Consider the following 26,103-nt stretch of genomic DNA (forward strand, 5'->3'; position numbering starts at 1 on the left):
AGCAGTACTCGCTTTCGGAGCAGCAACGGTGAAGGGCGGCGTGGGCAAGCTGCGCGAGCGCCCGCAGGGGCGGCACTACAAGCAGGGCGAGCGGTGGCCGGCCCTGGAGCGCCCGACCTGGCGCCCCGACATCCGCGCCGCCGTTATTTCCAAGGCGCGGGTCAACATGCACCGCAAGCTGGCCAACATGGCCAAGATGACGGGCCTGTTCCCGCTGGCCGTGCTGTCCGACTGCGTCGTCTACCCCTCACCGGGGCCCTCGCCGCTGGACTTCCTGCCGTACGCCGCCTCCGGCAAGCCGCAGCCGGGCGGGTTCCGCCTCGGACCGACGCCAGGCCTGGCCAAGCTGGAGGGCGTCCAGGAGATGGCCTGGGCGGTCGACCTGATGGAGAAGGGCTTCAACCCTGCCCGCCACATCAAAGGCGGCGACGCCGTCATGGACGAAGGAGAGTAAGCCGTGACAGACGTCCACGACGCCCTGCAGCGTGCGGACCAGGAGATCTTCACCCGCGAACCTCCCAAGGGCCTGAAGGCTCGGATCAATTTCCTGGTCAAGCAGTTCAAGACGACCAAGGCCGTCGCGAGCGAGATCGGGGTCAGCCAACGGTCGGTGAAGCGCTACCGCACCGGCGAGCGCAAGCACCCGCCCAAGGAGATCACGGACCGGATCGACGCGGCGGTGCGCGCCCGCTGGCAGCCGCAGGTCCGCAAACGGCGCCAGAAGCAGGCCGCCACCGCCACAGGCATCACCGTCGAAACCAGGGCCCGGTTCGGCTACACCGCGCCGATCGGTACCACCGACGACGGGCGCTTTCGCCGCCTGACCGTCCACCTCCCGCCGGAGTACGCCCGCCGTCTGTTCGACGCCCGCGAGCAGGGTGCAAGCGACCAGCAGATGCGCGACATCGTTGCGGAAGGGCTCCAGGAAATCTATTTCAAGGACGGCGGACGCCGCGCCGACCACCTCGAAGTCGAATTCACGGATATCGACTACTTCGATGTCTCGTTCTGAAAGACAAGACGTGCCGCCCCGGTGCCGACGACCACCCCAGTACCCCGCCCCGCGCCGAAGCTGAGAGGACACGACACATGATCCGCGCCGGACGAACGCACCTCGTACGGACACGGGAACAGCTCGCGCAAGACATGGGCATGGCCATGGGCACCTTCCGCAACAAAAAGCCCTACGCGGCAGCGGGCTTCCCTGCGCCCATCAGCCCAAAAGGGGCACGGGTGATGCTGTGGGATGGTGAGCAGACCGGCGCCTTCCTGGCTGGCGAGCCGGTGCCCGACCTTCCAGCAGCCGGCGCGGACGACGACCTCCTGGACCGCCAGGAAGCCGCGAGCGAGCTCAACGTCACGCCGAAGACCTGGGACGACTACAAGACGGGGCCACAGATCGCCCCGCACCTGATCGTGGTACACGGTGTCGAGCACTGTCCGCGCGCCGTCATCCATGCCTTCAAGAACAGCCGGCCGGGTAAGCAAGCCGCGACCGGCCGCCCCAAAGGCAGCGGAAACGCCATCCCCCGCAACCAACTGCGCGACGAGATCGCCTCACTGCTCGACGTAGAGCCAGCCATCACCATCAACGAAGTCCGCAGGCAGTTGGGCATCGCCTACAGCACGGCACAGCATGCCCTTGCCCAGGTGCGCGGCGACCGCATCGCCGACGTCATGACGGCTGCCCCGGAGCTGTCCTTCGACCAGGTCGCCGAACAACTCGGCTACCCACCAGCGGTACGTAAAGCCGCCCGCCAAGCAACCGCCCGAGCACACCGAGGACAAGACCATGCGTGAGGTCATCGCTGCACACGAGTGGAACGCCCACTACGCCGCAGGCCGCGGGTTCCGGCCCGTCACAGACGACGAAGCCGCCGCCTTCGCTCGGCGCACCGCCCCCGGGGGCGGACGCCTCGCCCTTGACATCGGCTGTGGCACTGGCGGCTTCGCCAAGCATCTTCATGATCTCGGATACAACGTGCTCGGCGTCGACCCAGCTATGGTGCCTACCCCTGCCGCCACCACCGCCCACGGCGCTGGCCGCCGGACCGTGGAGCCGTGTACGGGTCAGCGATAAACTCTGCCAGGCCCAGTGCACCCCCGGTCTGGGCGTCCAGGTCGCGGGCAAATGCGCCGAGCTGTCCGGTTTCCGTGTTCGTTGTCCACTGGGCCAGCATCAGCACAACGTTGCTGAGAAATTGCTCGTGGGGGGATGGTTCGGTCTCTTCGGTCTCGGAGTCGAGGACCGCCAGTGGGAAAACCTGGTTGAATCCCTGTGCGGTCGAGTCTGCCGATCCGGTCCGCAACGCGTTCTTCAGGGCGTCGACACAGACCGGCAGGACCTGGGACTGCAGCCGTTTGTCAGCAGCTCCGCGGCAGATGCGGCTCCCCCACATGGCCGCCGACCACAGCGTCTCCGGGTCTCCCAGCCGGCTCGCGCACTCCACCAGCTCGGCGAGCAGCGTTGTGCCCAGGTCCCAGTAACCGATCTCCACCGCCACGGCCACCGCCTCACGGTAGTAACGCAGCGCGTCGGCGGGTTGCTCGCGCAACAAGAGCAATTCGCCAAGGTCGGACGCGAAGCTCACCACCTCGGAGGAGACACCCAAGCTGCGGGCCTCTGCCAGACCTTGAACGACGTACCGCTCGGCGGCGGCAAGATCACCCTTCAGGAGGTGGCACCCACCGAGCTGGCCCATTGCGAAGAGTTCTGCCCGCTCGTCATGAACGACGCGGAAAAGTTCCAGGGCCCGGGTGGCCGCGGCGATCGCGGCGTCGAAGTCTCCCAGGAGGTGGTGGAGCGAGCACTGGTCCAGCTTGAAAATGCCCTGTTCCTTGCGGTCACGCAGTGTGACCGCAAGGGCGTAACCCTCCTCGGCGTATGCCATCGCCTCGCCATACCGAGCGTGGCGTTTGCTCAGCTGCCCGAGTAGACCGAGCGCACGCATCGCTCCGCCGGTGTCGTGTTGCTCCTCACACAGGTCGTGCGCGGAGCGGGCCAGATGCTCTGCCTGTGCCCAGTCTCCGAGCCGCATATGGATCTCGGCCATCCGCGCCAGCAGGTCCGCTCGGTCTTCGCACGCCTCGCCGTAGCCGACGCTGCGCCCCAAGTCCGCCAGCGCGGCCGCCCACTCGTCGCGCTGCAGATGCAGGTTGCCGGTGAGGCGGAATCTGTCGGCCCAGCGCGAATCGACCGCCTCCGACGGCAGGTCGAGCCGGTGCAGGGCCTCGTCGATCCGTGCGGTCAGCTCGCTCTCCGCCGCACGGTCGCCGTCCGGGTCGAGTGGATGCTCGGCCAGCGTGCCCAACTCGCCGAGTAGGGCATCCACATACGCTGCCGCGTCCTGGTGCGGAGTGCCCTCGGCAGCCCGCCGGAGGACCGTGATCTCCCGGAGGAGTACGCGCGCCACCTCGCGCGAGGAGTCAATAGCGGCGTCTGCGAGCATCGCACAGGCGGCCAGCGCAGTCTCGCCGCTGGTGACGGCCCGGCCACGCGACCGGTCCAGCCGCCCGGCGGCGGTTCCTACATAGAGGTAGGAGCGTTCGATCCCGGCCCGCAGCCCGGTGTCCACGATCGCCTCGCACGCGGGCATCTCCTGCACGGCGAGCCGGCTGACCACGACACGGGCGAAGTCGGCGGCGAGGTCGGAGCGGATGGACCACAGGGTGCCGATGTATCCGCGCGCACCCGCCCGGACGAACTCCCGGCCCACACCCGTCCAGGACTGGCAGGAGTTGTTGAAGATGATGGGCCGGTGGCTGAGGGTCACCCACTGCGGGATGCGCCAATTGGGCAACGGCTCGCCCAGCACGATCGTGTCGTCCGAACCATGGGTGTTGAAGAAGATCAGCTCGACCGGCAGGCTCGCTGGCAGCATTAGTCCCTCCCACGTGGCCGCCGGCCCGGACAGCAGGATCGGATGGGTGACGTGGGCGCCCACGGTGCGCATCACGTCGTCCGTCTCCGACACCCGGAAGAACCCCGGGTCGAAGACCAGGCTGAACGCGGCCTCTGGCTGCGGCACCGCGGCACCGTACAGCTCGTTCAGGATGATCAGCACGGCGTCCGCCGCCACATGCCCGATGGGCTTGCGGGACCAATCGGCCGTCTCGGTGCGGACGAAGGAGTACGGGAGCCCGGTGGTGAAGGCGGTGAGCCTGCGCTCGCCCACCTCAGCGACGGCGGACGGTGACACCTGCGCGGTCACTGCGGCTTCCAGCGCGGCGAACGGATCGCGCCCGCCCCCGGACAACACCCGCCACAGCGCGTCGGCGAACGCGGTGCCCCGCACCCCTTCACCGATCGAACGGGCCGCCGCGGTGACCCGGCGCTGCTGCTCGGCGACCGCCGCCCGGACCGGTTCCACCTCCGGCCTCGGGGTGATCACCAGGCGCGCCGCACGGTGGTGGGCGTAGACCGCCCCCAGCAGCGAGTCGGGGTGCCCGGTCTCCTCGACCAGCACCGCCTCCTCTCCGTCGGGATTCGCCGCCGAGAAGGACGGCCCCCACCCCGCCACCGGACGGTCGACGGCACGTAGCACCGCCCCGGTGCGCAGGGCGGTGAACAGTGCAGCCACCCAGCCCGCCCGCTCACCGGCCGATACCTCGATCACCTGCTCCGGTGCGCCGTCCGGGTCGCGGAGCAGCCGCCACGCGGACGAGGTGAGACCGGCCAGGTCCGTACACGGCACATGCAGCCGGACGGGCACATCGTCGAGCATCCCCGGACAGGTCCGATCGGGAACGTCTCCCTCGCCCGCCAGCGCAGCCTTTGCGCGCCTATACTCCGCGCGCAGCGCGGGATCGCAGGAGTTCAGCTCCCCGGGCGCGAAGTCACCCAGCAGTGCGGCGCGTTGGATGCCCAGCTCCTCGAGGAGGGACGCGACCCTCCCATTGCGCTTGAGCCAGGAACGGTACGGCGCGACGGCCTGACCCAGCTCCTGGGTCGTGGCGAAGTCGGTGGCGAAGCGCCGCGCACCCTCGCCGCGGGAGAACTCCTCGGCCTTGCCGAGCTTCGTACCGATTCTCTGCTGCAAGCCGTTCTGGGACTCGCGCATCCGGGCGTACAGCACGATGTACTCCGCCTCCGACATCGGCGGCGGCTCGACGGTGACGACGGGCGTCAGGCGGTCGGCAGGCAGGCACGACACTACGATTGCCGCCTCGCGCAGCTGGTCGGGGCGGCATACCACTACCGTGTCGCCGACGCCGATACGGGTCCCGTGGACCGCGCCGAGGTTCACGCTACAACCCGTTCAGGTACGAATCGACGGGGGCGTATCGCGCCGGAGCACCGCCATAAGGCGGCGGGGTGCTCTCACCGGACCGCAGCTGCTGCTGGGATGCCTGACGGCCCTTACGCACCAATGAGTTGACGAGCACGGGAGTAGATGCCCCGACGTACAGTGCCCCCCAGTACGTGGTAGCGGGCATCACCAGCGCCAGCACCCCACCAAGCGCCGCGAAGGCCGCCGTCACCACAAGGTAGAACCACGACCACGTGAAGCGCGCGGGATCCTCGCGGATTCCGTAGAGCCGGACGATTTCCGGCGCCAGCGCCCCCACGATGCCCAGCGAAAAGACAACCGAGGAATGCATTTCGGCCATCCTAGCGGCGGTCTTTTGACGGCCGGTTAGACACGCGGTAGCCGGGCAGCAGAGAACTCTGCTTCACCGCCCGGAGGGTGATCGCAAATGCGGGCCGTCTGAAGCCACCGCGGAGATCGCCGATTTCCAACCGCCCGTCACTACGCCGAACTCGCCCTGAAACGGGCTGGCGAGCGGTAGCGCCACCTGCTGCCCGCAGCGAACGCCCAGGGGGCTCGACGAACGTCCGGCCCCCTCGCCGGTGTACGGGTAGGAAGCCGAACATGCTGGTCGTCGCCGTTTTTCGCGGCTTACCCCGGTCCCGCAGAACGCCCGCCTTGGGCGGCACCAGACGGCGGCCTCGTCGAGGCTGCCCTGGCGTATCGAGCACCTGTCACTGGCGGGGTGTCTCCGACGGGGACCACTCAGCTGCTGGCTGTGGCCGGTGGAATCGCTGTCGAGCTCGTTGGGCTCGCGGGCCGGAGCCTGGTGCACGTGGCGCGCGGACTGCGAGCCCTACAGGCACCAGCGCTTCAGTCGGGATCTGCGCAGCATGGCACGGCCGGAGAAGCCGGTCCCGCTTCCGGGCTCGGCAGTGGGGAGACTTGTCCCTTTTCCTGCGCGAGGAACGTCGCCGCCGGCGGCTATCCTACGCCAAGCTGGCGGCCTTGTCCTCCGTCACCGGCTGTCGCTGCTCGCGGTCGACGTCGGCCACAGGCCGCTCCCTTCGTTTGTTCTGCCCTTCCAGAACAAGCCGGTTTACCTAGTGCTACCGGCCTTGATCGAGGGCGGGCACGAAGAAGGCGCTGCACCAGGGGTGCAGCGCCTGGGGTTGGGGATGGACGCTTCGCGTCCAGGAGCCTGCTGGACGGCCCGGGTGGGGTGTTCAGTATTTGGCGGCGAGGTTGGCCACCTGTGGGTGCATACCGGGCCCGTCGCTGCTCGGTGAAGCGCTCGGGCTCGGCGGCCTTGATCTCCGGATCGGCATGACAGGCGAGCAGACCACACCGACAGTCAGCAGCGGGGTGCGGCGTTTGTGCACTGGGCTTGTCAAAGCTTGGGGCGCACGGTGCGGGGGCTGACGACGCTGAGTCCGAAGAGATCGCACAGCGTGCTCGGGCCGCCCAGCGCCTGGCGGGCCCTCATCGCCGTCGACCTAGTGGCCGTGTCCGAGGTTCAGTCGCTTGGGTCGCTGCCCTGGATCTGGGGCAGCGACGAACAGTCAGCGACCCAAGCGACTCTTCGGTCGCTGCCGGGCCAGAGAGGAAAACTGCAGGTCACCGCATCACCTCTAGGGGAGTAGCGACCGAAGCGACTCACGGCGCGCATATGTGAGTGCCATAACGGTGTGCACGTGTGCGTGATATACAGCAGGCTTCAGTCGCTTCAGTCGCTTTTCAGGCTGGAACCCCGGTCTGACCTGTGCATTTGCCGTGGCCAACGAGCAGCGACCGAACGCCCCTGAGTCGCTGCGCCCTCTTTTCGGTCGCTCAGCGAATGCTCGCCGGTCCCATCATCGACACGGCGTCACCGATGCTTCGCATGTGCTCCACGACCACACCGGCCACGTTCGCTAGTCTGTGTCCGTTGTTGAGTCGCTTCGGTCGCTGATGGGGGGTGCAGATGCCTGCTGAGCTGCATTTTTCCCGCAGCGACTCAAGGGATCCTGCCGTCCCCGCGTCTTCAGCCGCTGCCCCCCTTGCCGTGGCGCAGGCGTGTGCCCGCCGGGGCTGGCCCGTGCATCCCCTGGCTTCAGGGCGCAAGACGCCAGCCGCGAATTGCAGTGAGTGCCGCGCCAGCTCCCACGCGCCAGCCAGTTGCCCCTGCATCCGCGCAGGCCGCTGGTGCCACAGCTTCCACGCAGCCACCCTCAACCAACACCGCATCCAGCACTGGTGGGGGCAGCACCCTGAGTTCGGCACCGGCGTCTCCTGCGGTCCGGCCGGCCTGGTCGTCATCGACATCGACGCCCATCACACCGAGCCCCCCGCACGCGACCGGATCCTCCCCGGCATCCCCATCGGCGACCAGGTCGATCTCACCGGACTCGCCAACGGCTTCCACACCCTCGCCGTCCTCGCAGCCCTGCGCAGCCAGCAGAGCCCCGCCGACGACACCACCACCCTGCGGGTGCGCACCCCCTCCGGGGGCCTGCACGTGTGGTACCGGGCAACCGGCAACCGCCAGTGGAAGTCTTCCGCGGGCTCCAGCCCGGGCCGAGCCCTGGCCTGGCAGGTCGACGTCCGTGCCCACGGCAGCTACATCATCGCTCCCGGCACCACCACCCACCACGGCACCTACACTCCCGTCGGCAAGGTCCGCGAACCCGCCGCGCTTCCCCTGTGGCTCGCCCAGGAACTCGACCGCACCGGCCACCTCCCTGCACCTACCATTCCCGCTCCCCGCCCTGTCCCGCCGCGCGCCCAGCACGCAGTTCTTGCCGCCGGTGGCGGCCGCGCCGAGCGCACCCTCGCCGCTGTCCTCGCGCCGGTCGAGGCTTGCGGCCAGGTGGCCGAGGGCGCTGGTTTCTCAGACGTCCTCAACCGCGCGGCCTACACTCTCGGCGGGCTCATCGCCGCGGGCCGTCTCTCCCAGCAGGAAGCCGAGCAGGCCCTCAAGGACGCCGCGGCCGTGGCCCGCCCGGGTCAGGAACTGCGCATCGAGCAGATCATCCGCAGCGGCATCGCCGCGGGCCTGGCAAAGCCCCTTCACGCCGCTGGGAGGCGCCCATGACGTCCCCGGGCAACGAGACACTGTTCGAGTTTGACCCCGAAGCTGTCGCCGCCCAGATCCGCAACCAGGCGGCCGGCGTACCGCTGCCTGCCCAGTCCACCACCGAGCGGCCCGTGGGCGAAGCCACTGCGAACGGTCTGCTGCCGGACACGCTGACCGACCGCGGCAACGCCAAGCTGTTCGTCAAGCTCTACGCCAACGACTACCGGCACGTCCCCAAGATCGGCTGGTACCGGTGGGATACCACCCGCTGGCAGATCGACGAGGACGACACCGTCCAGTGGGCCGCCGGTGACCTCGCCGAGAGCATCGCTACCCACGACCCCCGGGGCTTGGTCACCAGCACCGCCCTGCACAAGCACCGCACCCGTGCCATGTCGACCTCCGGCATCAACGCCATGCTCGCCCAGGCCAGGTCGGCGCCCGGCATGGTGCTCAAACCCGACCGCCTGGACGCCGACCCCTACGCCCTGTGCACCCCGCAGGGAGTCGTCGACCTGCGCACCGGGCTGCTGACGGTCCCCGACCCGAACAAGGACTTCCACTCCCGCTCCACCACCGTCGGCCCGCAGCAGATGCCCATCCCGCGCTGGCAGCGCTTCCTGGCCGACACCTTCGGCGACGACGCCGAAGGCCTGGAAATGATCGACTACCTGCACCTGCTGCTCGGATACTCGATCACCGGTGACGTCGGAGCCCAGATCCTCCCCTTCCTGTGGGGAACGGGCAAGAACGGCAAGTCCGTTCTCCTGGACGTCATGATGAAACTGCTCGGCGACTACGCGGACGCCGCCCCGCCCGGCTTCCTGATGGCCAAGCCGTTCGAAGGCCACCCCACCGACCTTGCCGAACTCCACGGCCGGCGCGTCTATGTCTGTTCAGAGATCAAGCCCGGCGACAAGTTCGACGAGGCCCGGGTCAAACTGCTGACCGGCGGCGACCGCATCAAGGCTCGGCGCATGAGGCAGGACCCCTTCAGCTTCGGACCCACCCACAAGCTCTGGCTGCTGGGCAACCACAAGCCCGAAGTCGGCACGGGCGGCTTCGCCTTCTGGCGTCGCATGCGCCTGATCCCGTTCGAGCGCGTCGTCCCCGACGACCGTAAGATCGACAACCTGGCGGACCTCCTCGTCATGGAGGAAGGCCCCGGCATCCTCGGCTGGCTCATCGACGGCGCCCGCCGCTACCTCGGCGGCGACCGCGACCTCACCGGCCCCGAGCGCGTCCGGATCGCGACGACCGCGTACGCGGAGACCGAGGATCACACCGGCCGCTTCTACGAGGAGTGCTGCCGCCTGGGCCCCGACCTGCGCGCCGAGCAGACGGCGCTCTACGCCGCCTACACAGCCTGGTGCCAGAATGAAGGCGCACTGGTCATGTCCTCGCGCGCCTTCGCCTCTCGCACCCGGGAGCTGGTCGGGCTGGCCTCGCCCAAGGGGATGAAAGTATCCAACCAGCGCAAGTACTACCCGGGCATCGGTTTGCTCACCGACGAGGAGAGGGACGCCGGCGCATGAGTTCCCTGATCGATGTGGACGAGATCAGCCACGAGGTCGAGCTTGTGTGGTTGGAGGACGTCAGCCAGCTCGACTACGTGCGTCAGAGCCTGGACCGTTTGCCCACCCGCAAGGGCAAGCCGCCCTACCATCGCGACGGTCGCATGGTCGGCTACGCGATCCTCGGCCCAAAAGCCAAGGCCTCGCGCGCTTCTGGCACCTTCCGCCGCCGCGTCTTCTGGCTGTTGCCCCACGACCGCGACACCGAGCCCGAAGGGCTGTACGCGAAGAGCGCCCCCGCCGAAGCCGTCGACCCCCGTACCCTCGAACCTCGCGTCAAGGGCTACAAGACCGAACGCTCCGAAGGTGGCCCACCCTCCCGCGCCATGCAGGAACTCGGCATACAGCTGCCTCTGTAACACGTGGTCGGGCGCTCCGAGTGCGCCCGCGTGGGTCTGTGGATTCATGCCGTGTTCGGCGCGGCCAACGTAACCGATCTTCGTTCCACGGCACGGTTCCAAATTCCCCGGCAGTGGTTCGGCCAGATCACCCACTACCACCGCCGCCGAGCCGCCTCCGGCCTCGTCGACCACCTCTTCAATGCGCCGGATGGCAAGCGGGCCGCGAGGGCGGCACACCACAGAGCTTCCGTCGCGGTCAGGGTTGGCGCGGCGGAGCGAGGGCGCCAGGCAACTGCCGACCGAGATCTGGTGGAGTGCACCGCGCCGCAGAAGACGCCCACATCACGCTGGCGCCAGTTCCTCACCGACACTTTTGGCGAGGACACCGAGGGCCGAGAGATGATCAACTATCTGCACCTGCTGCTGGGCTACTCCGTTACCGGAGATGTCGGCGCGCAGATCCTGGCCTTCCTCTACGGCCTGGGCAAGAGCGGCAAGAGCGTCCTGCTCGATGTCATCGTCAAACTCCTCGGCGACTACGCCGACGCCGCCCCACCAGGCTTTTTGATGGCCAAGCAGTTCGACGGCCACCTCACCGACCTGGCAGAACGCCACGGTCGTCGCGTCATTGTCTGCTCCGAGCTCATGGCAGGCGACCGCTTCGAATCCCGCGTCAAACTCCTCACCGGCGGCGACATCATCAAGGCCCGCCGCATGCACCTGGTCCCCTTCGGACACGTCGTGCCCGACGCCGGCAAGGTCGGCATCCTCATCACCGTTGGAAGGCCCCGGCATCCTGACCTGGCTCGTCAACGACGCAGCCCGCTACCTCGCTGGCGAGAAGGATCTGACTGGACCTGAGCGGGTACGCGTAGCGACAACGGCGTATGCGGAGACCAAGGACCACATGGGACGCGTCCTCACCGAGAACTGCAAAACCGACCCCGGACTGCGTGCCGAACAAGAACACCTTTACCTCGCCTACACCCGCTGGTGCGAAGCTGAGGGCGCCACCACGGTCTCCTCCCGTGCCTTCGCCGGCCGCGTCCGCGAGACGCTAGGCATGACCTCCCCCAAGGAGATGGCCACCTCCAGCTCCAAGAAGTACTACCCAGGCATCGGACTGATCGCGGACATCAACGAGGAGAACGCGTGAGCGCCCTGATCGACCCCGAGGACCTCACGCACGAAACCGACCTCGTGTGGCTCGAGGACACGACCTCCCTCGACTACGTCCGCTAGAGCCTCGACCGCGTCCCCAGCCGACGCCGACATCCCCCTACCACCGAGACGGCCGGCTCGTCGGCTACGCCATCCTCGGCCCCGCCGCCAAAGCCTCCCGCGCGTCCGGCACCTTCCTGCGCCGCGTCTTCTGTCTTACCCCCATGACCGTGACCAGCAACCCGACGGCCTCTACGCCACCGGCGCGCCCTCCGAAGCCGTCGCCCCCCGCACTGTCAGTCCCCGCGCCAAGGGCTACAAGACCGAACGCTCCGAAGGCGGCCCGGCGTCCGATGCCATGCGGGAGATGGGCATAACACTCCCTAAGTCATAAGCCGTGGGCGGACGTCGAACGGATCAGAGCCGAGGCCTCACGCTTCGTCGGCAACTGGCCCAGGTCGGTGGCCGATCGTGATGTGGCAGGGTTGACGCAAGTGACCGGCGCAGGCAGAGGAGGAGCACCTGGTGAAGCCACTGAACGACGGTGACCGCTCCCAGCTGCAATCTGTGGCGGAGGACATGGCAGCCTGCACGGCGTCGGGAGACCATCGTGTGGTGCTGCTGTTGCACCGCAATGTACGGTCCGCGTGGGGATGCGGGGGCCTTGACTACCTGCTGCATCTGCTGGCGGAGGACATCGTCCTCCATGCCGGCGCCAGCGCCCGCACACCGTACGCCAAGGTGGTACCGGAAGCCGCGCTGCCCCCCGCCCGCTACCAGGACCTGACTCGCCGGTTCAGTGGACACCAGGAAGAAGGTGCTGAAAACTCCGGCATGGAGGCGTTGTGCCAGATGGCGGCCGCCTATCTCAATGCCGTGCAGCGTGGTGAAGTCGACACAGAGGCAGGCCTGTTGGAGCAGATCCGCAAGGGTAGCCCCGGCGACGAGGACGCAATCCACGCGATCGTGCGAGAGATCGCGGCCCTGCACGTCCCAGCGGCACAGCAGTCTCCCAAGCCGCCCACGTCACCGTGACGCGAACGGCGGAAGTCCCGCACATGTCGTCGGCGTCAGAGACACGCAAGGGCGCCAATAGGGCTGAGACTACGGCGCTATGCTGCCTTGGACCTGATCATCTTGTATGACTACCGCGATGGAGCGTGCGCGGTGACACCAGACTGTGTCTGCCCGCAGACACCGGTGCATCGCCCGCTGCTATCGGGGGCTCGGAGAACTCGTGACTGATCACTTGGATCCCCACAACACGGGCATCGTTCCGCCTCCGGGATGTCCCGCACACAATCTGGGACAGGACGGCATACGCCGCTTGTATGGGCAGGGCGAAGCCGATCCGCGTGCGTTGCACGAGGAGTTGCGTCGTGAGCACGGGCCTGTGGCTCCGGTGCTGCTGCATGGGGATCTGCCGGCCTGGCTGGTGCTGGGCTACGACGAACTCAAGCAGGTGACGAACCGCCCTCTCCAGTTCACCCGTGACTCCAGCCAATGGTCCATGTTCCAGCGTGGCCAGGTGCCGGCCGACTCCCCGCTTCGGCCGACGCTGCAACCCCAGCCGGTGTGCGTCTTCGCCGATGGGGAGGAACACGCGCGGTTGCGCGGGGCGGTCACCGACAGCCTGGAGCAGTTCGCGCTGCGCGGCATCCGCCGCTACACCGTCCGCTACGCCCGGCAGCTGATCGACGAGTTCGCCGCCGACGGCCGGGCCGATCTGATCAGCCAGTTCGCCGAGCGGCTGCCGATGATGGTAATGACCTGGCTGCTGGGCATGCCGGAGGCCAACAGTCCCCAGCTGGTCAGTGCGGCCCTGGACCTGATGCGACTGAGCGAAACGGCGATGCAGTCCAACGCGTTCCTTGTCGAGACGCTGCGTGACCTGGTCAGGCGCCGGCGGGACAAGCCGGGCCATGACCTGCCGTCGATGCTGCTGGCTCACCACTCCGAGCTCACCGAGGATGAGGTCCTTCAGCACCTGCGGCTGATTCTGGTGGCCGCGAACGAGACCACGGTCAACCTGATGGCCAACACGCTGCGCATGGTGCTGACCGACCGGCGCTTCAGGGCGAGCCTGTCGGGCGGGCAGATGACGCTGCCCGATGCCTTGGATCAGGTCCTGTGGGACGCCCCGCCGATGTCGGTGGTCCCGGGGCGCGTGGCGAAAGAACGGGTCATGCTGGGCAATTACGAGATTCAGCAGGGGGACCTTCTGCTGCTGGGTCTCGCGGCCGGCAACGTCGACCCGGCCCAGCGTCCCGACCTGGCCAAGCCGCTGCACGGCAACCGGGCGCACCTCGCCTTCAGCAGCGGGCCGCATGAGTGCCCTGGCAGGGACATCGGCCGGTCGATCGCCGAGGGAGCCATCGACACGCTTCTGGCGCGGCTTCCCGACCTGCACCTCGCCGTGGATGAGGGGGAACTCGTCACGCGGAGTTCATGGTTGACTCAGCGCCAGGAGGGGCTCCCGGTGCAGTTCGCGCCGAGGCAGACCGAGGACACGAAAACCCGCCTGCCTCTTCCTCCGACGGCCGGGACCTTGGTTCCGGTGCCCGCGCAGTCGGCCCCCGCACGGGTTGACGAGGGTGCACGTCGCCCGTGGTGGAAGCGCCTGATGGGCACGTCAAGCTGACACCTCCTGTTCATCTGACGCCTCATGATTCCCGCGTCTTCACGTGAGACACAGTGGTTGAGATTCCGGTCGATCAGTACGATGCCGACCGGACAATCACCCTTGGCATGAGCAGACCACAGGGCGTCGAGATGAAGGAAGCAGCCGTGGGGCCCGATCTCATACCCGCCCTGTGGGCTCCCATCCCACCGGCAATCCACCCCCGGCACGCGGACATCAACGCCGCGACGACCCGCTGGGCACACGCCTACAAGGTGGGCTCCCCGCAGCTGCGCGGCCGCCTGGTCACCCAGGACATCGGCCGTTTCGCCGCACGTATCCTCCCCCAGGGCGACGAGAACGTCATCACGCTGCTGTCGGACTTCGTGCTGTGGCTCTTCGGCGTCGACGACGGCCACTGCGAAGAAGGCACGCTCGGGCGAAGACCGGGAGAACTCACCGCCACCCTGCACGAGCTGCTGCGCATAGCCCAGCAGCCCCAGGCGCCGATGCTCGTCGACGATCCTCTGGCCGCGGCGCTGCGCGACCTGAGCCGCCGTGTCGACCGCCACGCCACCCCCGCCCAGGCGACCCGCTGGGTCGATGCGCTGCGCGAGTACTTCTGGTCGGTGGTCTGGGAGGCTCACCACCGTGCGGCGGGAACGGTCCCGAGCCTGAGCGACTACACCCTGATGCGCCTGTACGACGGAGCCACCACGGTAGTGCTGCCGCTGCTGGAGATGGGCCACGGCTACGCGCTGGACGCCGACGAACGCGACCACCCAGCCGTACGCGCCGCCGGCGAGATGGCCTCCTTCGTCATCACCTGGGACAACGACCTGCTCAGCCACCACAAGGAGCATCACTCAGGCGACTACTACCTCAACGTCATCCGCGTCCTGGAGCACGAGACCGGCTGCACCACCAACCAGGCCCTCGCCACTGCGGTGGCCCAGCGCGACCGCGTGCTGCGCCTCTTCCTGCGCCTGCGCACACACCTGCAAGCCCATGCCGGACCAGAGCTGTGCCAATACCTCGACAGCCTGGGACAGTTCATCCGCGCCAGCCAGGACTGGGGCATCACCTCCCTGCGGTACACCACCCCCGACGATCCGGCGCCGCTGCCCAGCGCCTTCCGCAGCGAACCCACCGACGACAGCGACGACCCGCTGGACATCCCGGTCATCCGCGAGTGGTGGTCCCTGCTGCCCGCGACCTCGCACGAGACCGTCTCCGCCTACCTCGCCCCCATGACCGGGCGGCTCACCCACCATCAACAGGAAGGTTTCTTCGGTGTCACGACGTGACGCACTGGGCGTACCCCGCGCCCCGGGCGGCCTGCCCCTGCTGGGCCACACCCTCAAGCTGGCCCGCGGTCCGCTGCCGTTCCTGCGCTCGCTGCGTGACAACGGCGACCTGGTACGCGTCGATCTGGGCACGATGCCGATGTACGTCGCCACCAGTGCCGACCTGATCCGCGAGATCACCACCACCCAGGCCCGCTCCTTCGAGAAGGGCCGCCTCTACGACCGGGTCCAGCCCCTGGTCGGCAACGGCCTGGCCACAGCGAGCGGCGACACTCACCGCCGCCACCGGCGGCTGATACAGCCGGTCTTCCACCACGAGCGCATCTCCGCCTACGCCGAGATCATGAGCGACCGGGCCCGCGCTCTGTCCGAATCCCTCAGCCATGACCAGAGGATCGAACTCCTCGACGTGATGGGGCACTTCACGATCGAGACCCTCGCGGCGACGATGTTCTCCGCGGACATAGGCCGCTCGGCCGTGGAATCGGTCCGCCGCGACCTGCCCGTCATCCTGCGCACCATGCTCGTACGCGCCGCATCCCCCACATTCCTGGACTGGCTCCCTATCGGCCCCAACCGGGCCTTCGACCGCGCCGCCGGCACCATGCGACAGGTCATCGACGAGGTCATCGCCACCGCCCGCCAGGCCCAGGGCGGCGAACGGACCGACCTGCTGTCTCTGCTCCTGGAAGCGCGCACTGACGAAGGCGAGGGCTTGAGCGACGAGGAGGTCCGCGACGAACTCGTCACGATACTTTTCGCCGGCACCGAGACCACCGCCTCCACCCTCACCTGGGCGCTGCACGAGCTGGCGCACGCTCCGCAGGTGGAGGAGGAAGTTCTCGCCGAGATCGACGACGTCGTCGGGACAGGACCCGTGACCATCGAGCACGTCAGCCAGCTCCACACCATCCGCCGCGTGCTGGACGAGACGATCCGCCTGCACGGTGTGACCCTGCTGATGCGCCGTACGGTCGAACCGGTGGATCTCGGCGGCCACAGCCTGCCCGCCGGTGCCGAGATCGCCTTCAGCCTCTACGCCCTGCACCGTGATCCGGCCCTCTACCCCGAGCCGGACCGCTTCGACCCCGACCGGTGGAAGCCCGAGCGCCACAGCGACCTGCCGCGCCATGCCTATGTGCCCTTCGGCAGCGGCAACCGCAAATGCATCGGCGACGCCTTCTCCTGGACCGAGGCCACCATCACCCTGGCGACGCTCCTGTCCCGTTGGCAACTGCGGCCGACCGGGGAGCACACCACCCGCGAGGCCGCTTCCGCCATGGCGCACCCCGACCGTGTACCCATGCGGATCGTCGCCCGCGATCACTAGCAACAACGGGGCCGTGGCAGGTGATGAGTCGTCCGTCACCTGCCACGGCCCATATGAGGTGCCGACCCCTGTACGGCGCCTCAGACTGTGGTGTCGAGATGGACGGAGAGGTTGTCAATGCCCTGCAAGGCGATCGAGTTGAGCGCCTTCGGCGTTTTGGCCAATCGCATGGTGGGGAAGCGGGTGAACAACCGGCGCAGCGCGATTTCTGCCTCGGCTCGTGCCAGTTCCGCGCCCAGGCAGCGGTGTATCCCGGATCCGAACGCCACATGGCTCCGGTCGGCGCGGGACAGGTCGAAGGTGTCAGCGCCTTCCTCGTCCGGGGTGTAGCCGGCAGCCGCGATACCCACGATCACCGCATCCCCGCGGCGTACGTGCGCGTCCGCGATCACCAGGTCCTCAGTCGCGTACCGCATGAGCGCGTAGCGCACCGGTGAGGTGTGCCGCAGGCTCTCCTCCACCACCCTGGCCCAGGTGTGTGTGCCGTCCAGCACCAGCGCGAGCATGTCCGGGCGCTGTAGCAGGGCGTAGGCGGCGTTGCAGATGAGATTGACGGTGGTCTCGTGCCCCGCGCTGATCAGCAGCAGTAGGTTGTCGATCAGTTCCTCGTCGCTGCGGAAGCCGTCGCCGTCGTCGCGTGCCCGGACGAGTCGGGATGTGAGGTCGTTGCCTGGCTCGCGGCGTCGCTGGGCGACCAGGTCGCCCAGCACCTGGCGGATGGATGCCATCGCGGACGCGGCCTCGCCTTGAGTGCGTACCGAGAGCAGGGCCTCGAACGGGCCGCGCATCAGGGTCGATGAGCGGTCGTCGACGCCCATGTAGTCGCAGATGACGCGCACCGGCAGGGGATAGGCAAAGCTTTCCCGCAAATCGACGGGGACGCCGGGCGATTGCGCGGATGCGATGGCCAGGCGTTCCAGCAAGCCGTCGGCCACGTATGTGATGCGGTCGGGTGAGCGTTTTGACCTGGGCCGTGGTGAAGGCTGGATGGACCAGGGAGCGAATCCGCTGGTGATCCTTGCCGTCTTGAAAGAGCATCCCCCGCCCGCCGACCAGGCCGAACAACTCCCAGTTTTCTTGCACCTCGCCCGTTTGGACGGCGCGCCAGATCTCGATCCTTTTGGCGAGTCGGTCATCGCCGAGGACGAGGCGGGCCGTCTCCTCGTCGGTAGTTGTCCACGCTGCCACTCCGCCGGGCAGCTCAACGGGGACGAACTGTCCGTGCTCACGGAGGCGCGCCGTCTCCGCGTGCACCTCGCCGATGCTCGGATCGAGCAGATGGGGGCATGACTGCGAGCTGGTTATGGAGGTCTCTCCGTATGGGGGGTTGGGGGGCCGGCTTCGCAAGGGAGGCAGGGCTCGACCATGCGCGGCGCGCTCGGGAACGAAGGGGTGATGCATGTGCGGATGCAGGGCTTAAGGAGCGGGTGGTTGCGTGGTGAAGATGGGATCGGGGAGCCAGCGTACGGGGCCGGTCACGATCGGTTTCGCGGGCACGAACCGCACGGGCAGGTTCCGGGGGCAGGGCCCCCATCGTGTCGGGTCGTAGAGCAGTTCACGGCGAGGAACCGTGAGGCGAAGGTGGCGGAGGCGGTTGCGTAGTGCGCAGACCGCCGTCTCAACGGTCGTCTCCGTCAGCAAGCTCAAGGCGCGGTGCGCTGCCTCTTCCGCCTGGTCATGATGGTGGGTCCGGTTGGCCGTGGTTTGGCTCGTTGTCGGTTGAAGGCGGCTGCGCGGTGGGGTGGTGGTTGTCTCCGTCGGAGGCTGCTGGGCGCCGCGCGCGGTCTCGTCGACCAGGTCATCGTCGAGAGCCTGCCCGATGCACGTTGTCGCATCGGCGCTGAGCGTCATCAAGAGTGTGCGGGCCTGCCAGGTGATCTCGTCCGCAGAGGCAGCCGGGGAATGATGCAGCATCCAGGAGACCAGATCCGGCCCCGGCACGGACGTCTTCTCGGCGACGAGCTGGCGGAGGCGATCATTGAGCTTTGCCGACGAACGGGCAGCACGCGGCCGCCGATCACATATGTCTCGGACACTGTGCTGGACCGCCGCGGCGTAGCGCTCGTCCATGCCGAGCAGCCCCATGGCGACCAAAAGCGGCAGGCGTGTCGCGTAGTCGGCTATCAGGTCGGCCCGGCCAGCCGGGCCGACGACGTCGATCAACTCGTCGGCGAGCTGTGTGACGTACTCCTCGAAACGGGGGCCGACGTCATGCACCGCCTTGGTGAGGGCGATGTCGCGTATGTGGTGCGGGCCGGTTCCGCCGGCATCAGGTAGCGACACGAAAGCTCCGCGGGAGTCAGTGGAGTTGGGTGCTGGAGCTGTCCGATGCATGTCTGTGGCGCCCAGCAAGGACCACCGTCAGCGCGCCTTCTGCGTCCGGGTGGAACCGATGCCTACTATCCCACACGGAAAATGTGATTAACATTCTGGTATTCACTTTCATGCCCGTGGCACACTCGCGGGTGCACGGAGATCGTGAAGGGGGACACCAGGTGCCGATGAGCAACCAGGCGACCGTGGCGCAGACGGTGATCGCGCGACGGCTCCAGGCCCTGCGCGAGCACTCGAACGTCGACCTTTCAGAAGCCGCAGCCTTGTTGGGCACCAGCCACATGACCATCCGCCGGATGGAAAACGCGGAAAGCGCCTTCAAGATCCCCTACGTCGCTAGCCTGCTGGCCCGGTATGGCCTCAACGAGAAAGAATCTGCCGAGTTCCTTGCAGACGTGCGCGCGGCAAGGCAACCCGAGTGGTGGGAAGACGACTACAAGGACGTCGTTCCCCCCTCCTGCACGCGCCTCCTGAGCCTGGAAGAAGCCGCGCAGACCATCCGGGGATATGCCCCGCAAACGGTTCCGGATCTGCTCCAGACGGAGGACTACGCCCGCGCCGCGCTCCAGGCTCAAGATCAGGTTTTGGACGCCGAAGCGGTCGAGCGCCGTGTCGAGTTGAACGTCCAGCGTCAGCAGCGGTTCCTGTCGGGAGAGGGGCGGCGCGGACTTCTGGAGGAGAAGGGCGACTTCAAACCTCAGGTCCTGTATCTGATCTTGGATGAGACGGTGTTGCGGCGCGCAGTTGGCGGCCGCCAGGTCATGCGGGCGCAGCTTCAGCACCTGATCGACCTCGCGGAAGGGGCTTGGGAGCAGAAGGCGGCCAAGGCAAGCATCCGCCTTCGGGTCCTGCCTCACAACGCCGGCGCGTCGCTCGGCACGGGGGAGCCCTTCTACCTGTTCCGGTTCCGGTTGTACGACCTTCCTGACGTCGTCGTCCGCTTCAACCTGGAGGGAGGTGAGTACCTTGAGAAACCAAAGATCACAAGCGCCTACCTGGAACATCTCGACCGCACGAATAGCCGTTCCACCGATTTCCGCGACACCCCGGACGTCCTGCGGGTGATTCAGCGCGAACTGTGGGACGGGTGACGGCTGACGAGGTGAGGAGGAACGGGCACACACGGGAGGAAATATGACGAGCAGCGGCCACGAATCCGCAGACGACAACGAGGCGCGAGCGCCCCGAACACAGCGCCCCGCAGGGGTCTACTTCGCGCTGCTCGGGACCCCCGGCTTCTTCCGCGACGATATGGCGGTCGCTGAGGGGATCATCCAGGACTACGCGAAACACGGGCTCGACGCCCGGGCCAGCGCCTGGTCGGCACGTCATTGCTCGGAGCGCATGATGTACCACCTCGCCAAGGACCTCGGCATCCGACAGTTCCTCGACCTGGGCGCCGGTTACCCGATAGAGCCCGACCTCCATCAGATCGCCCGACACGTGTCCCGCGATGTACGGGTGGTCTGCGTCGACTCCGACCCCTTCGTGCGTGACTACTGGGAGATCGAGCTGAGCACGAGCCCAGCAGAGCACGTCACGTTCTTGTACGCCGATGTGACCGACCCACAGGCGGTCCTCACCTCTCCCCAGGTCACCCAGATGCTGGACCTGAGCCAGCCCATCGGCCTGCTGCTCAACAACGTGCTGTGTTTCATCCCAGACTCCGCCCAGCCCCACGATTTCGTGGCCCGCTACGTGGACGCGCTGGCGCCCGGGAGTTACATGACGCTCAACCATCCGACAGGCGATCTGCGCGACATGGGCAAAGTGGTCGATGTCTACAACGCCAACAGCGACGAAGGCCCCCTGCACCTACGAAGCCGCGACGAAATTTTGCGGTTCTTCACAGACAGCGGACTTGACCTGACAGGCCCCGGGTTGGTCATGAGCCACTCCTGGCGACAGGACATCGTGGTGCCGCATATCGAGGGCACACCCGTGATGTCGCGCGTCAGGACCTTCCAGATCAGCGACCTGGAGGACTCGAAGTACGCGGCCGTCGGCCGTAAACCTGCCCGTTGACCACAGATGACGACAGCCACTCGTCGATAGGAGGACGGTATGGCGACGAGCTTGCCTGAAGATCAACAGGCGAACATCGTGCACCGGAACCAGCCACGACGCCTCGCGATGCCCTCCGAAGCAACGCAGGGCATCTACTTCCCGACTCCCAGTACCTCGACCACCGAGGTAATCGTTCCCATGAACGGAGGCGCTCGCGTGGGGCACTGAACAACACCGATCCCGCATCGGGACTGTTGCGACCAGTCCCGGCCAGGCACCGCAAGTAAGACGTGGTGGTTCCAATAGCCACCGCAGGCTCAGCCCGAGTTATGCAACACCCATCCCAATGCACCAACAGGCGCTCCGCCAGGCGTGTTGCGCCCACGCCTCGCTCAGGAGCCCCACCGAGGAGGCTGGGCGTGCCTCCCTCAGGGTGCGCCCAGCGCCAATCTCTACCCCCCAACCGAGCCCTCGACCCTATTACACAAACTGGACATGACCTGTGAGAGGTGATCAAGAATAAGGGTGACCCGCGTGATTCGTGACGCGCGGAAGAGTCACTGATACACACCCCGGGGGGGCACCCCGCGGGGCCATACGAAAACTGAATCCGAGGCACTGTCAGCGATCGGTTTGGTCGCCAGTGAGCTGACCAGAGCCTCTTCCACTGACGTCGGCGGTATCGCCCGATGCGGGCTTTGTGCTGCCTGACGTCATTCAGTTCTGGAGACCATCATAGCCACAGGTCCCCGGGCCGGCACATCCTTGCCTCAAGACGGTGTGTATCACGCACCGTTCATCGGCATACTCACAGCCGCGCCCGTCCCCTACCAGACGGCGGTCACCGAGCCGCTGTTCACAGTCACCGCCCCGCCGAAGCAGGCAGAGCGCTCGGCAGACAGCACGAAGGAGCGAGCCCGGGTGGCTGCCCTCCTGCTCGACGACTTGCTCTTCGCGGCTCCGGTCTTCTGCATCGACAGCGGAAACTCGAAGGTCGTCACGGACCGGCCGCTGAGGTTCCTCAGTGAGGCCGCTGACCTCGTACGCACCGGCAAGGCTGCGTCCTACGTCGCCACGCTCCGAGAGAGCGTCGTCGCCATCGACATCGACGGCGACGACGAGGACGAGGACGAGGACTGGAGCATCTCCGCGCTCGAACACCTGACGAACCACGCCGAGGAACTCGGCGGCTGGTCTATCAAGCGCCGGTCCGGCGGCGGCGCAGGGCGCTGGCACCTCATTGCCTGCCTCCGCAGCCAGGCCGCGCGGGACGCGTTCAAGGCGACCGTGGACACCATCCGGGACCACTGGGGTGCGACGGCCCGGCAGATCGACTGGCGCCGCACTCTGCGGCCGTTGTCTGCACCACATCGCAAGACCAGCCGTGTCGACCTTCCCGAGTCCATCGAGGGCGCCGCTGACGCATTGCCGACATGGGCGATGAACATGCCCCGCGTCAGCCGCCCGGCCACCCTCGGGAAGGTAACTCCTGCCATTCCCAGGCAGCGGCGCCTGTCCGCAATCCCCAACGGTGAGTTCTGGGACCGCCTTCGCACCCCTGGCGCCGACTACTACCTGGACCGCTCGCTGAGCGAGTTGCTTTCCACCGCCCGGCTGATCGTCGCCGGGTACGACAACGAAGCGGCCTGGAAAGTCGTCGCCAACCCCCAGCACCGCGGTTTCGCCCGCGCCCGGCAGCGCGGCCACCGCTGGTGGGTCAAGCACGCCTGGAACCCGGCCGTGCAGTACGTCGACAGCAACCGCGGCCGTACCGGAAAGTCGCCGGCCGCGCGCTGGAAGAGCCTCACGGGCCCGCTGCTGGCGGGCGTACGCACGCTCTTCTGGGACAACTGGACGCCCAGCACCCGGCACAGCCGGGAACACATCCTGGCGGCCATCGGTGACCGCATGGCACGGCAGGGCCTGGCCTGCCGCCCGCTGCCGGAGCGGGACTTGGAGAACGACACCGGGAAGTCCAGGAACACGATCCGGGATGCCCTGGAGGCGTTCACCGCGGCTGGCGTGCTCATACGCACCCGCACCTACGACCAGAGCATGGGCCCAAAGGCATCGCACGAGTTCAGCCTGAACCTGCTCACCCTCGACTTCCGTGCTGAAACTTCTGAACCACCTTGTAGTCACACCCCCGCCCCCCGCAGCCGCTCCTGGTTCAGCCTGGCTACCACCCTGGCCCTCCACCCCCGCCCCCACACGGTCACCCAGCTCTTCCACCTCAGCGGCTACACCCCCACGCCCCACCCGACCCGCCAGCAGCTGGCGAACGTAGAAACGGGCCTTCAGACGCTCCGCACGCTCCGCGTAGCGCGGTCGACAAAGAACGGGTGGGAGTTGACCGGACAGGCCGCGAGGGAGCTGCGGTCAATGAAGAAGAGGAAGGCAGCGACGGCGGCCCGGATCGAGAAGGAGCGGAGGGCCTTCTCGACCGTCTGGGAAGCCACCAGGGAGAAGCTGCGGCGCCGCTGGGAGAAACAGAAGGCAAGGGCCCTGGAGCGACGTGCAGCGAGCGACCACAAGCGTCGTGAGCAGTGGTGGGCGCGCCATCCCCAGGGGAACAGAAGAGCAGTCGTACGGAGTTTCTTCGTCAACGACCGCATGACGCGGCTGGCGCGCACCACACCACAGTCCCGGCACCAACAGCCCGTCAGATTCCCACCAGCGGCGATCCGGCCTTAGCCCACGATCTGGCATGGTGTACCCGCGTGCCCAGGCGCTTCGTCTCGACGTGGACAAGCGGCTCGACCTAGGGCTGTCGGTCAACGTGCCGCGTCCTCGCTTCGCCGAAGCCACCGCCGCAGTGGTTGTCTATGGCCAGCTAGGTTGGGCATGCTGGCCACACCTGCACACTTCGGTAAACACTCAGATGCGGGGGACAGCATCATGACTGATGCGAACGACGTTCGCGAGCAGCAATGCCGGGCCGTGGATGAAATCCTGGCCAGCAGGCAGTTCAAGCTCCCGCTCGTGGGCATGATCGAGAGGGAGCAGTGCGCCCACCTCGGTAGTGGCGGGGCGCCTCGTGGCCCAGGGCGGGGCGACGGCAGTGGCTGATCCCGTCGGTTGGATGATCCGCCGGGGCCTGCCGCAGCGCCAGTCCTGCGGCGACGCACGCTGCGACGAGGGCCTGCTGCTTGACTCGGGCCGGGAGTGCGTGACCTGCGCGGACGTCATCAGCTACCGCCGCGCCCGACGGCACCGGGTCGCAGCCACAGTCGACGCGGCGATGCCCCATGCCTCCGAGCCGGAGCGCCAGGCGGAGACCGAGCGGCGGCTGCACGAGGTTGTCGCCGCGGAGGCCTATGCGAAGGCGCGGTACCGGGAGCAGTTCCAGACGCGTCAGAATGCCGTGGCGAAGCTGGACACGCCTGTGGCCTCGGCCGTGCTGTCCACGCCGCGCCCGGCGGCTGTGCCGGAACCGCAGGCCGAGGACGCAGACCAGGAGCGGCTCGTCCTCGAGGACCTGACCCCCGAGCAGATCCGCACCTGGCGGGTGCGGGCAATGAAGGACCACCAGGTGGTGTTCGACCACATCGACTCATACGGCGAAACCTCAGCAAAGCGCCTGTTCACCCACCCACTGGTCAACCAGGTACAGCGCCTGACAGGCACCCACCACCTGGTGCTCGCACACACCGCCTGGGAGACGGTGTGAGTGGCGATTTGTCTGGCATCGGCCCGGCACGCGTCGCCCTGCGGGCTGCTCGTCGCACTCCGCCATCAGCAGCTCCGCGAGCAAGCCACGGTAGGCCATCTGGTCCTTGGCCGCCTGGTCGGCGATCTCGGCGAACTCGTGGCGGGCCGATAACAGCCGCAGCAGACGGCGGGCGGTGGGTAGTTACCATGTTCACTGCTGTCCAGTCGACGGGTTGGGCACCCGGTGACGATTCCCCACGTACCGCCACCGGCGTCGTCACTCGCTGTCGACGTCCTGCGTGCACGGGTTGCATGGTGTAGGTCAGGCCGTAGGTGTGTTGTCGGCCGGGCCGAGGTCGGCGCGGATGGCATCGCTGTCGGCGGCGCTGCCGGGGATGACGATTGGTTCTTGAGCCGTTGCATGCGAAGGCACGGTTGACGTGGGGAATCCGGCGCGTGGCCGTCGTCGCCAAGGTCTGTCTGGCGGATGCTGGGCAGGCTGACCGGACGCCCGTCGCGGTCTCCGACGTGGCGTGGACGCTGCCGCTGGCCAACCTGCTGTACACGGCATTGATGGGCCAGTTCACGGCAACGAGCGCAACGCGGTGTGGCGCACCTTCCTCGGCTCGGGCGGCCGCGTTCGCCACACTCCCCAGGACCGGCGCGAGCTCGAGGTCGCTCAGGTCTTCGAGTCGCGTTCGGCGATGAGTCGATATCCGTCGGACCAGCGGCTGCGGTGTCTGGTCGCGGGATCTACGCGCGAACAGTCGCCGGTTTCCGGAGCCGTAGGCCGGCACGTGGCGGCACACAAGACCGTCGATCACCCACAGGTGGGCGCCTTGACGCTGGATTGCGACCTGCTCAGCGTCGCGGGCAGCGAGCTGCGCATCCTGGTCTACACGGCCGAACCTGACACCGAGGACGCCGAACGCCTCGCCCTGCTCACCGAGATCGGCACCCAGGCGCTCGTCGGATAGATGTCCCGCACGCCGCAAGCGGCCTTGGCGACTGTGACGTGTAGGCGCCTCTCCTGCGACCGTCCGGGCCTCGGACACCTGCCAGGTCAGCACTGACACCTCGGGCAACAGCGCGCGACGACGGCGCAGCCGGCCCGCCGCCTGGCTGAACAGGGGCACCGGCCACTCGGCGTGCATCCACGCCCGCCTATGCAGGACGTACACAATCTCCAGCCCCACTCGGCGTCCTCATACGGACGGTAGCCGTACGAGTCCCGCATCTCCCACGCGTGCTCGTACGCCGTCTTCGACCGCTCCGCGTACCGCTTCACGCACGACGGATCCTCGACGCCCAACTGCGCGGCCAGGGCCGACCACCAGACATGGCACGGTGAGGGTCCTCCAAGAACAGCCCGACGTAACGGACCGTGCTTCTCTGCACTAGGGCGCGTATCGGGTTGTGATCAGGAGGTGGTCTGCGTGAGGTCTTTGATCCAGATCATCGAGGCACGTAAGTG

21 protein-coding genes and 4 pseudogenes are annotated in these 26,103 nt (G+C 67.5%); 19 read left to right on the forward strand and 6 right to left on the reverse strand.

Annotation, left to right across the window (positions count from 1 at the left end):
* Window position 1: 1 nt before the first annotated feature.
* The 4 genes and pseudogenes from SNA_RS23765 to SNA_RS45305 form a co-directional block, all read left to right on the forward strand.
* Window positions 2-454, forward strand: a pseudogene (locus SNA_RS23765) (telomere-associated protein Tap); the annotation flags it as partial.
* Between the two features lie 3 nt (window positions 455-457).
* Window positions 458-1,012 (forward strand): telomere-protecting terminal protein Tpg, encoded by a 555-nt coding sequence (gene tpg / locus SNA_RS23770; protein ID WP_030063228.1) that lies wholly within the window; start codon window positions 458-460, stop codon window positions 1,010-1,012.
* A gap of 77 nt (window positions 1,013-1,089) precedes the next feature.
* Window positions 1,090-1,800: a hypothetical protein gene (locus tag SNA_RS23775; protein WP_051877048.1), complete on the forward strand. Its 711-nt coding sequence runs from the start codon at window positions 1,090-1,092 to the stop codon at window positions 1,798-1,800.
* Window positions 1,793-2,080, forward strand: coding sequence for a class I SAM-dependent methyltransferase (locus tag SNA_RS45305; protein WP_107070881.1), 288 nt, complete (start codon window positions 1,793-1,795; stop codon window positions 2,078-2,080). The genes SNA_RS23775 and SNA_RS45305 overlap by 8 nt, the downstream gene beginning before the upstream one ends.
* Here SNA_RS45305 and SNA_RS23780 read toward each other — a convergent pair.
* Together SNA_RS23780 and SNA_RS23785 are read right to left on the reverse strand one after the other, a co-directional pair.
* A complete protein-coding gene (locus SNA_RS23780) occupies window positions 2,010-5,246 on the reverse strand; it encodes a tetratricopeptide repeat protein (RefSeq protein ID WP_030063226.1) in 3,237 nt (1,078 codons plus the stop codon). The two genes, SNA_RS45305 and SNA_RS23780, sit on opposite strands and share 71 nt — an antisense overlap.
* A 1-nt stretch (window position 5,247) precedes the next feature.
* On the reverse strand, window positions 5,248-5,610 hold the full coding sequence (locus SNA_RS23785) for a hypothetical protein (protein ID WP_157880054.1): 363 nt from the start codon (window positions 5,608-5,610) through the stop codon (window positions 5,248-5,250).
* Between the two features lie 1,716 nt (window positions 5,611-7,326).
* Between SNA_RS23785 and SNA_RS23790 the strand changes: the two genes are divergently transcribed.
* The 9 genes and pseudogenes from SNA_RS23790 to SNA_RS23830 all read left to right on the forward strand — a co-directional run bounded on the left by SNA_RS23790 (window position 7,327) and on the right by SNA_RS23830 (window position 16,637).
* Window positions 7,327-8,322, forward strand: a complete 996-nt coding sequence (locus SNA_RS23790; protein ID WP_030063224.1) for a bifunctional DNA primase/polymerase — start codon at window positions 7,327-7,329, stop codon at window positions 8,320-8,322.
* Window positions 8,319-9,839, forward strand: coding sequence for a DNA primase family protein (locus SNA_RS23795; protein WP_030063223.1), 1,521 nt, complete (start codon window positions 8,319-8,321; stop codon window positions 9,837-9,839). The genes SNA_RS23790 and SNA_RS23795 overlap by 4 nt, the downstream gene beginning before the upstream one ends.
* On the forward strand, window positions 9,836-10,237 hold the full coding sequence (locus tag SNA_RS23800) for a DUF6009 family protein (RefSeq protein WP_030063222.1): 402 nt from the start codon (window positions 9,836-9,838) through the stop codon (window positions 10,235-10,237). The genes SNA_RS23795 and SNA_RS23800 overlap by 4 nt, the downstream gene beginning before the upstream one ends.
* Window positions 10,238-10,540: 303 nt before the next feature.
* A pseudogene (locus SNA_RS44245) lies at window positions 10,541-11,375 on the forward strand (DNA primase family protein); the annotation flags it as partial.
* Window positions 11,372-11,774 (forward strand): annotated as a pseudogene (locus SNA_RS23810) (DUF6009 family protein). The pseudogenes SNA_RS44245 and SNA_RS23810, both read left to right, overlap by 4 nt.
* Before the next feature lie 131 nt (window positions 11,775-11,905).
* Window positions 11,906-12,415: a hypothetical protein gene (locus SNA_RS23815; RefSeq protein WP_030063221.1), complete on the forward strand. Its 510-nt coding sequence runs from the start codon at window positions 11,906-11,908 to the stop codon at window positions 12,413-12,415.
* A 202-nt stretch (window positions 12,416-12,617) separates the two neighbouring features.
* The gene (locus SNA_RS23820; RefSeq protein ID WP_044366740.1) at window positions 12,618-14,021 is read left to right on the forward strand and encodes a cytochrome P450 family protein; all 1,404 of its coding nucleotides are present in this window, start codon (window positions 12,618-12,620) and stop codon (window positions 14,019-14,021) included.
* A 107-nt stretch (window positions 14,022-14,128) separates the two neighbouring features.
* On the forward strand, window positions 14,129-15,307 hold the full coding sequence (locus SNA_RS23825) for a selina-4(15),7(11)-diene synthase (RefSeq protein ID WP_241779803.1): 1,179 nt from the start codon (window positions 14,129-14,131) through the stop codon (window positions 15,305-15,307).
* Window positions 15,294-16,637 (forward strand): cytochrome P450, encoded by a 1,344-nt coding sequence (locus SNA_RS23830; RefSeq protein ID WP_241779804.1) that lies wholly within the window; start codon window positions 15,294-15,296, stop codon window positions 16,635-16,637. Before SNA_RS23825 ends, SNA_RS23830 begins: the two co-directional genes overlap by 14 nt.
* Before the next feature lie 80 nt (window positions 16,638-16,717).
* Here SNA_RS23830 and SNA_RS23835 read toward each other — a convergent pair whose 3' ends face one another.
* Window positions 16,718-17,572 (reverse strand): cytochrome P450, encoded by an 855-nt coding sequence (locus SNA_RS23835; protein ID WP_051877072.1) that lies wholly within the window; start codon window positions 17,570-17,572, stop codon window positions 16,718-16,720.
* A 52-nt stretch (window positions 17,573-17,624) separates the two neighbouring features.
* On the opposite strand from SNA_RS23835, the gene SNA_RS42680 reads away from it, so the two are divergent.
* Entirely contained in the window at window positions 17,625-17,927 is a 303-nt protein-coding gene (locus SNA_RS42680; RefSeq protein ID WP_051877071.1) for a hypothetical protein, read from the forward strand.
* A gap of 126 nt (window positions 17,928-18,053) precedes the next feature.
* Here the strand turns inward: SNA_RS42680 and SNA_RS23840 are convergent, their stop codons facing one another.
* Window positions 18,054-18,854 carry a cytochrome P450 family protein gene (locus SNA_RS23840; protein WP_157880055.1) on the reverse strand — a complete coding sequence of 267 codons (801 nt, stop codon included), beginning with the start codon at window positions 18,852-18,854 and terminating at the stop codon, window positions 18,054-18,056.
* Window positions 18,855-19,138: 284 nt separating this feature from the next.
* Here SNA_RS23840 and SNA_RS23845 point away from each other — a divergent pair, with 284 nt between their 5' ends.
* The 3 genes from SNA_RS23845 (at window position 19,139) to SNA_RS23855 (ending at window position 23,672) form a co-directional block, all read left to right on the forward strand.
* Window positions 19,139-20,062 carry a DUF5753 domain-containing protein gene (locus SNA_RS23845; protein ID WP_030063349.1) on the forward strand — a complete coding sequence of 308 codons (924 nt, stop codon included), beginning with the start codon at window positions 19,139-19,141 and terminating at the stop codon, window positions 20,060-20,062.
* 43 nt (window positions 20,063-20,105) lie between these two features.
* Window positions 20,106-20,996 carry an SAM-dependent methyltransferase gene (locus SNA_RS38515; protein WP_051877070.1) on the forward strand — a complete coding sequence of 297 codons (891 nt, stop codon included), beginning with the start codon at window positions 20,106-20,108 and terminating at the stop codon, window positions 20,994-20,996.
* A 762-nt stretch (window positions 20,997-21,758) separates the two neighbouring features.
* Entirely contained in the window at window positions 21,759-23,672 is a 1,914-nt protein-coding gene (locus tag SNA_RS23855) for a hypothetical protein (RefSeq protein ID WP_030063346.1), read from the forward strand.
* A 183-nt stretch (window positions 23,673-23,855) separates the two neighbouring features.
* Here the strand turns inward: SNA_RS23855 and SNA_RS42685 are convergent, their stop codons facing one another.
* Window positions 23,856-23,993 carry a hypothetical protein gene (locus SNA_RS42685; RefSeq protein ID WP_157880057.1) on the reverse strand — a complete coding sequence of 46 codons (138 nt, stop codon included), beginning with the start codon at window positions 23,991-23,993 and terminating at the stop codon, window positions 23,856-23,858.
* 67 nt (window positions 23,994-24,060) lie between these two features.
* Between SNA_RS42685 and SNA_RS38520 the strand changes: the two genes are divergently transcribed.
* Window positions 24,061-24,648 carry a hypothetical protein gene (locus SNA_RS38520; RefSeq protein WP_051877069.1) on the forward strand — a complete coding sequence of 196 codons (588 nt, stop codon included), beginning with the start codon at window positions 24,061-24,063 and terminating at the stop codon, window positions 24,646-24,648.
* A gap of 586 nt (window positions 24,649-25,234) precedes the next feature.
* Window positions 25,235-25,606 (forward strand): MmyB family transcriptional regulator, encoded by a 372-nt coding sequence (locus SNA_RS23865; protein ID WP_051877068.1) that lies wholly within the window; start codon window positions 25,235-25,237, stop codon window positions 25,604-25,606.
* 17 nt (window positions 25,607-25,623) lie between these two features.
* Here the strand turns inward: SNA_RS23865 and SNA_RS45310 are convergent.
* Window positions 25,624-26,024, reverse strand: a pseudogene (locus SNA_RS45310) (DUF4158 domain-containing protein); the annotation flags it as partial.
* Window positions 26,025-26,103: the final 79 nt, after the last annotated feature.

This window comes from Streptomyces natalensis ATCC 27448 (assembly GCF_000935125.1).
In the GTDB taxonomy this organism is placed as follows: Bacteria; Actinomycetota; Actinomycetes; order Streptomycetales; family Streptomycetaceae; genus Streptomyces; species Streptomyces natalensis.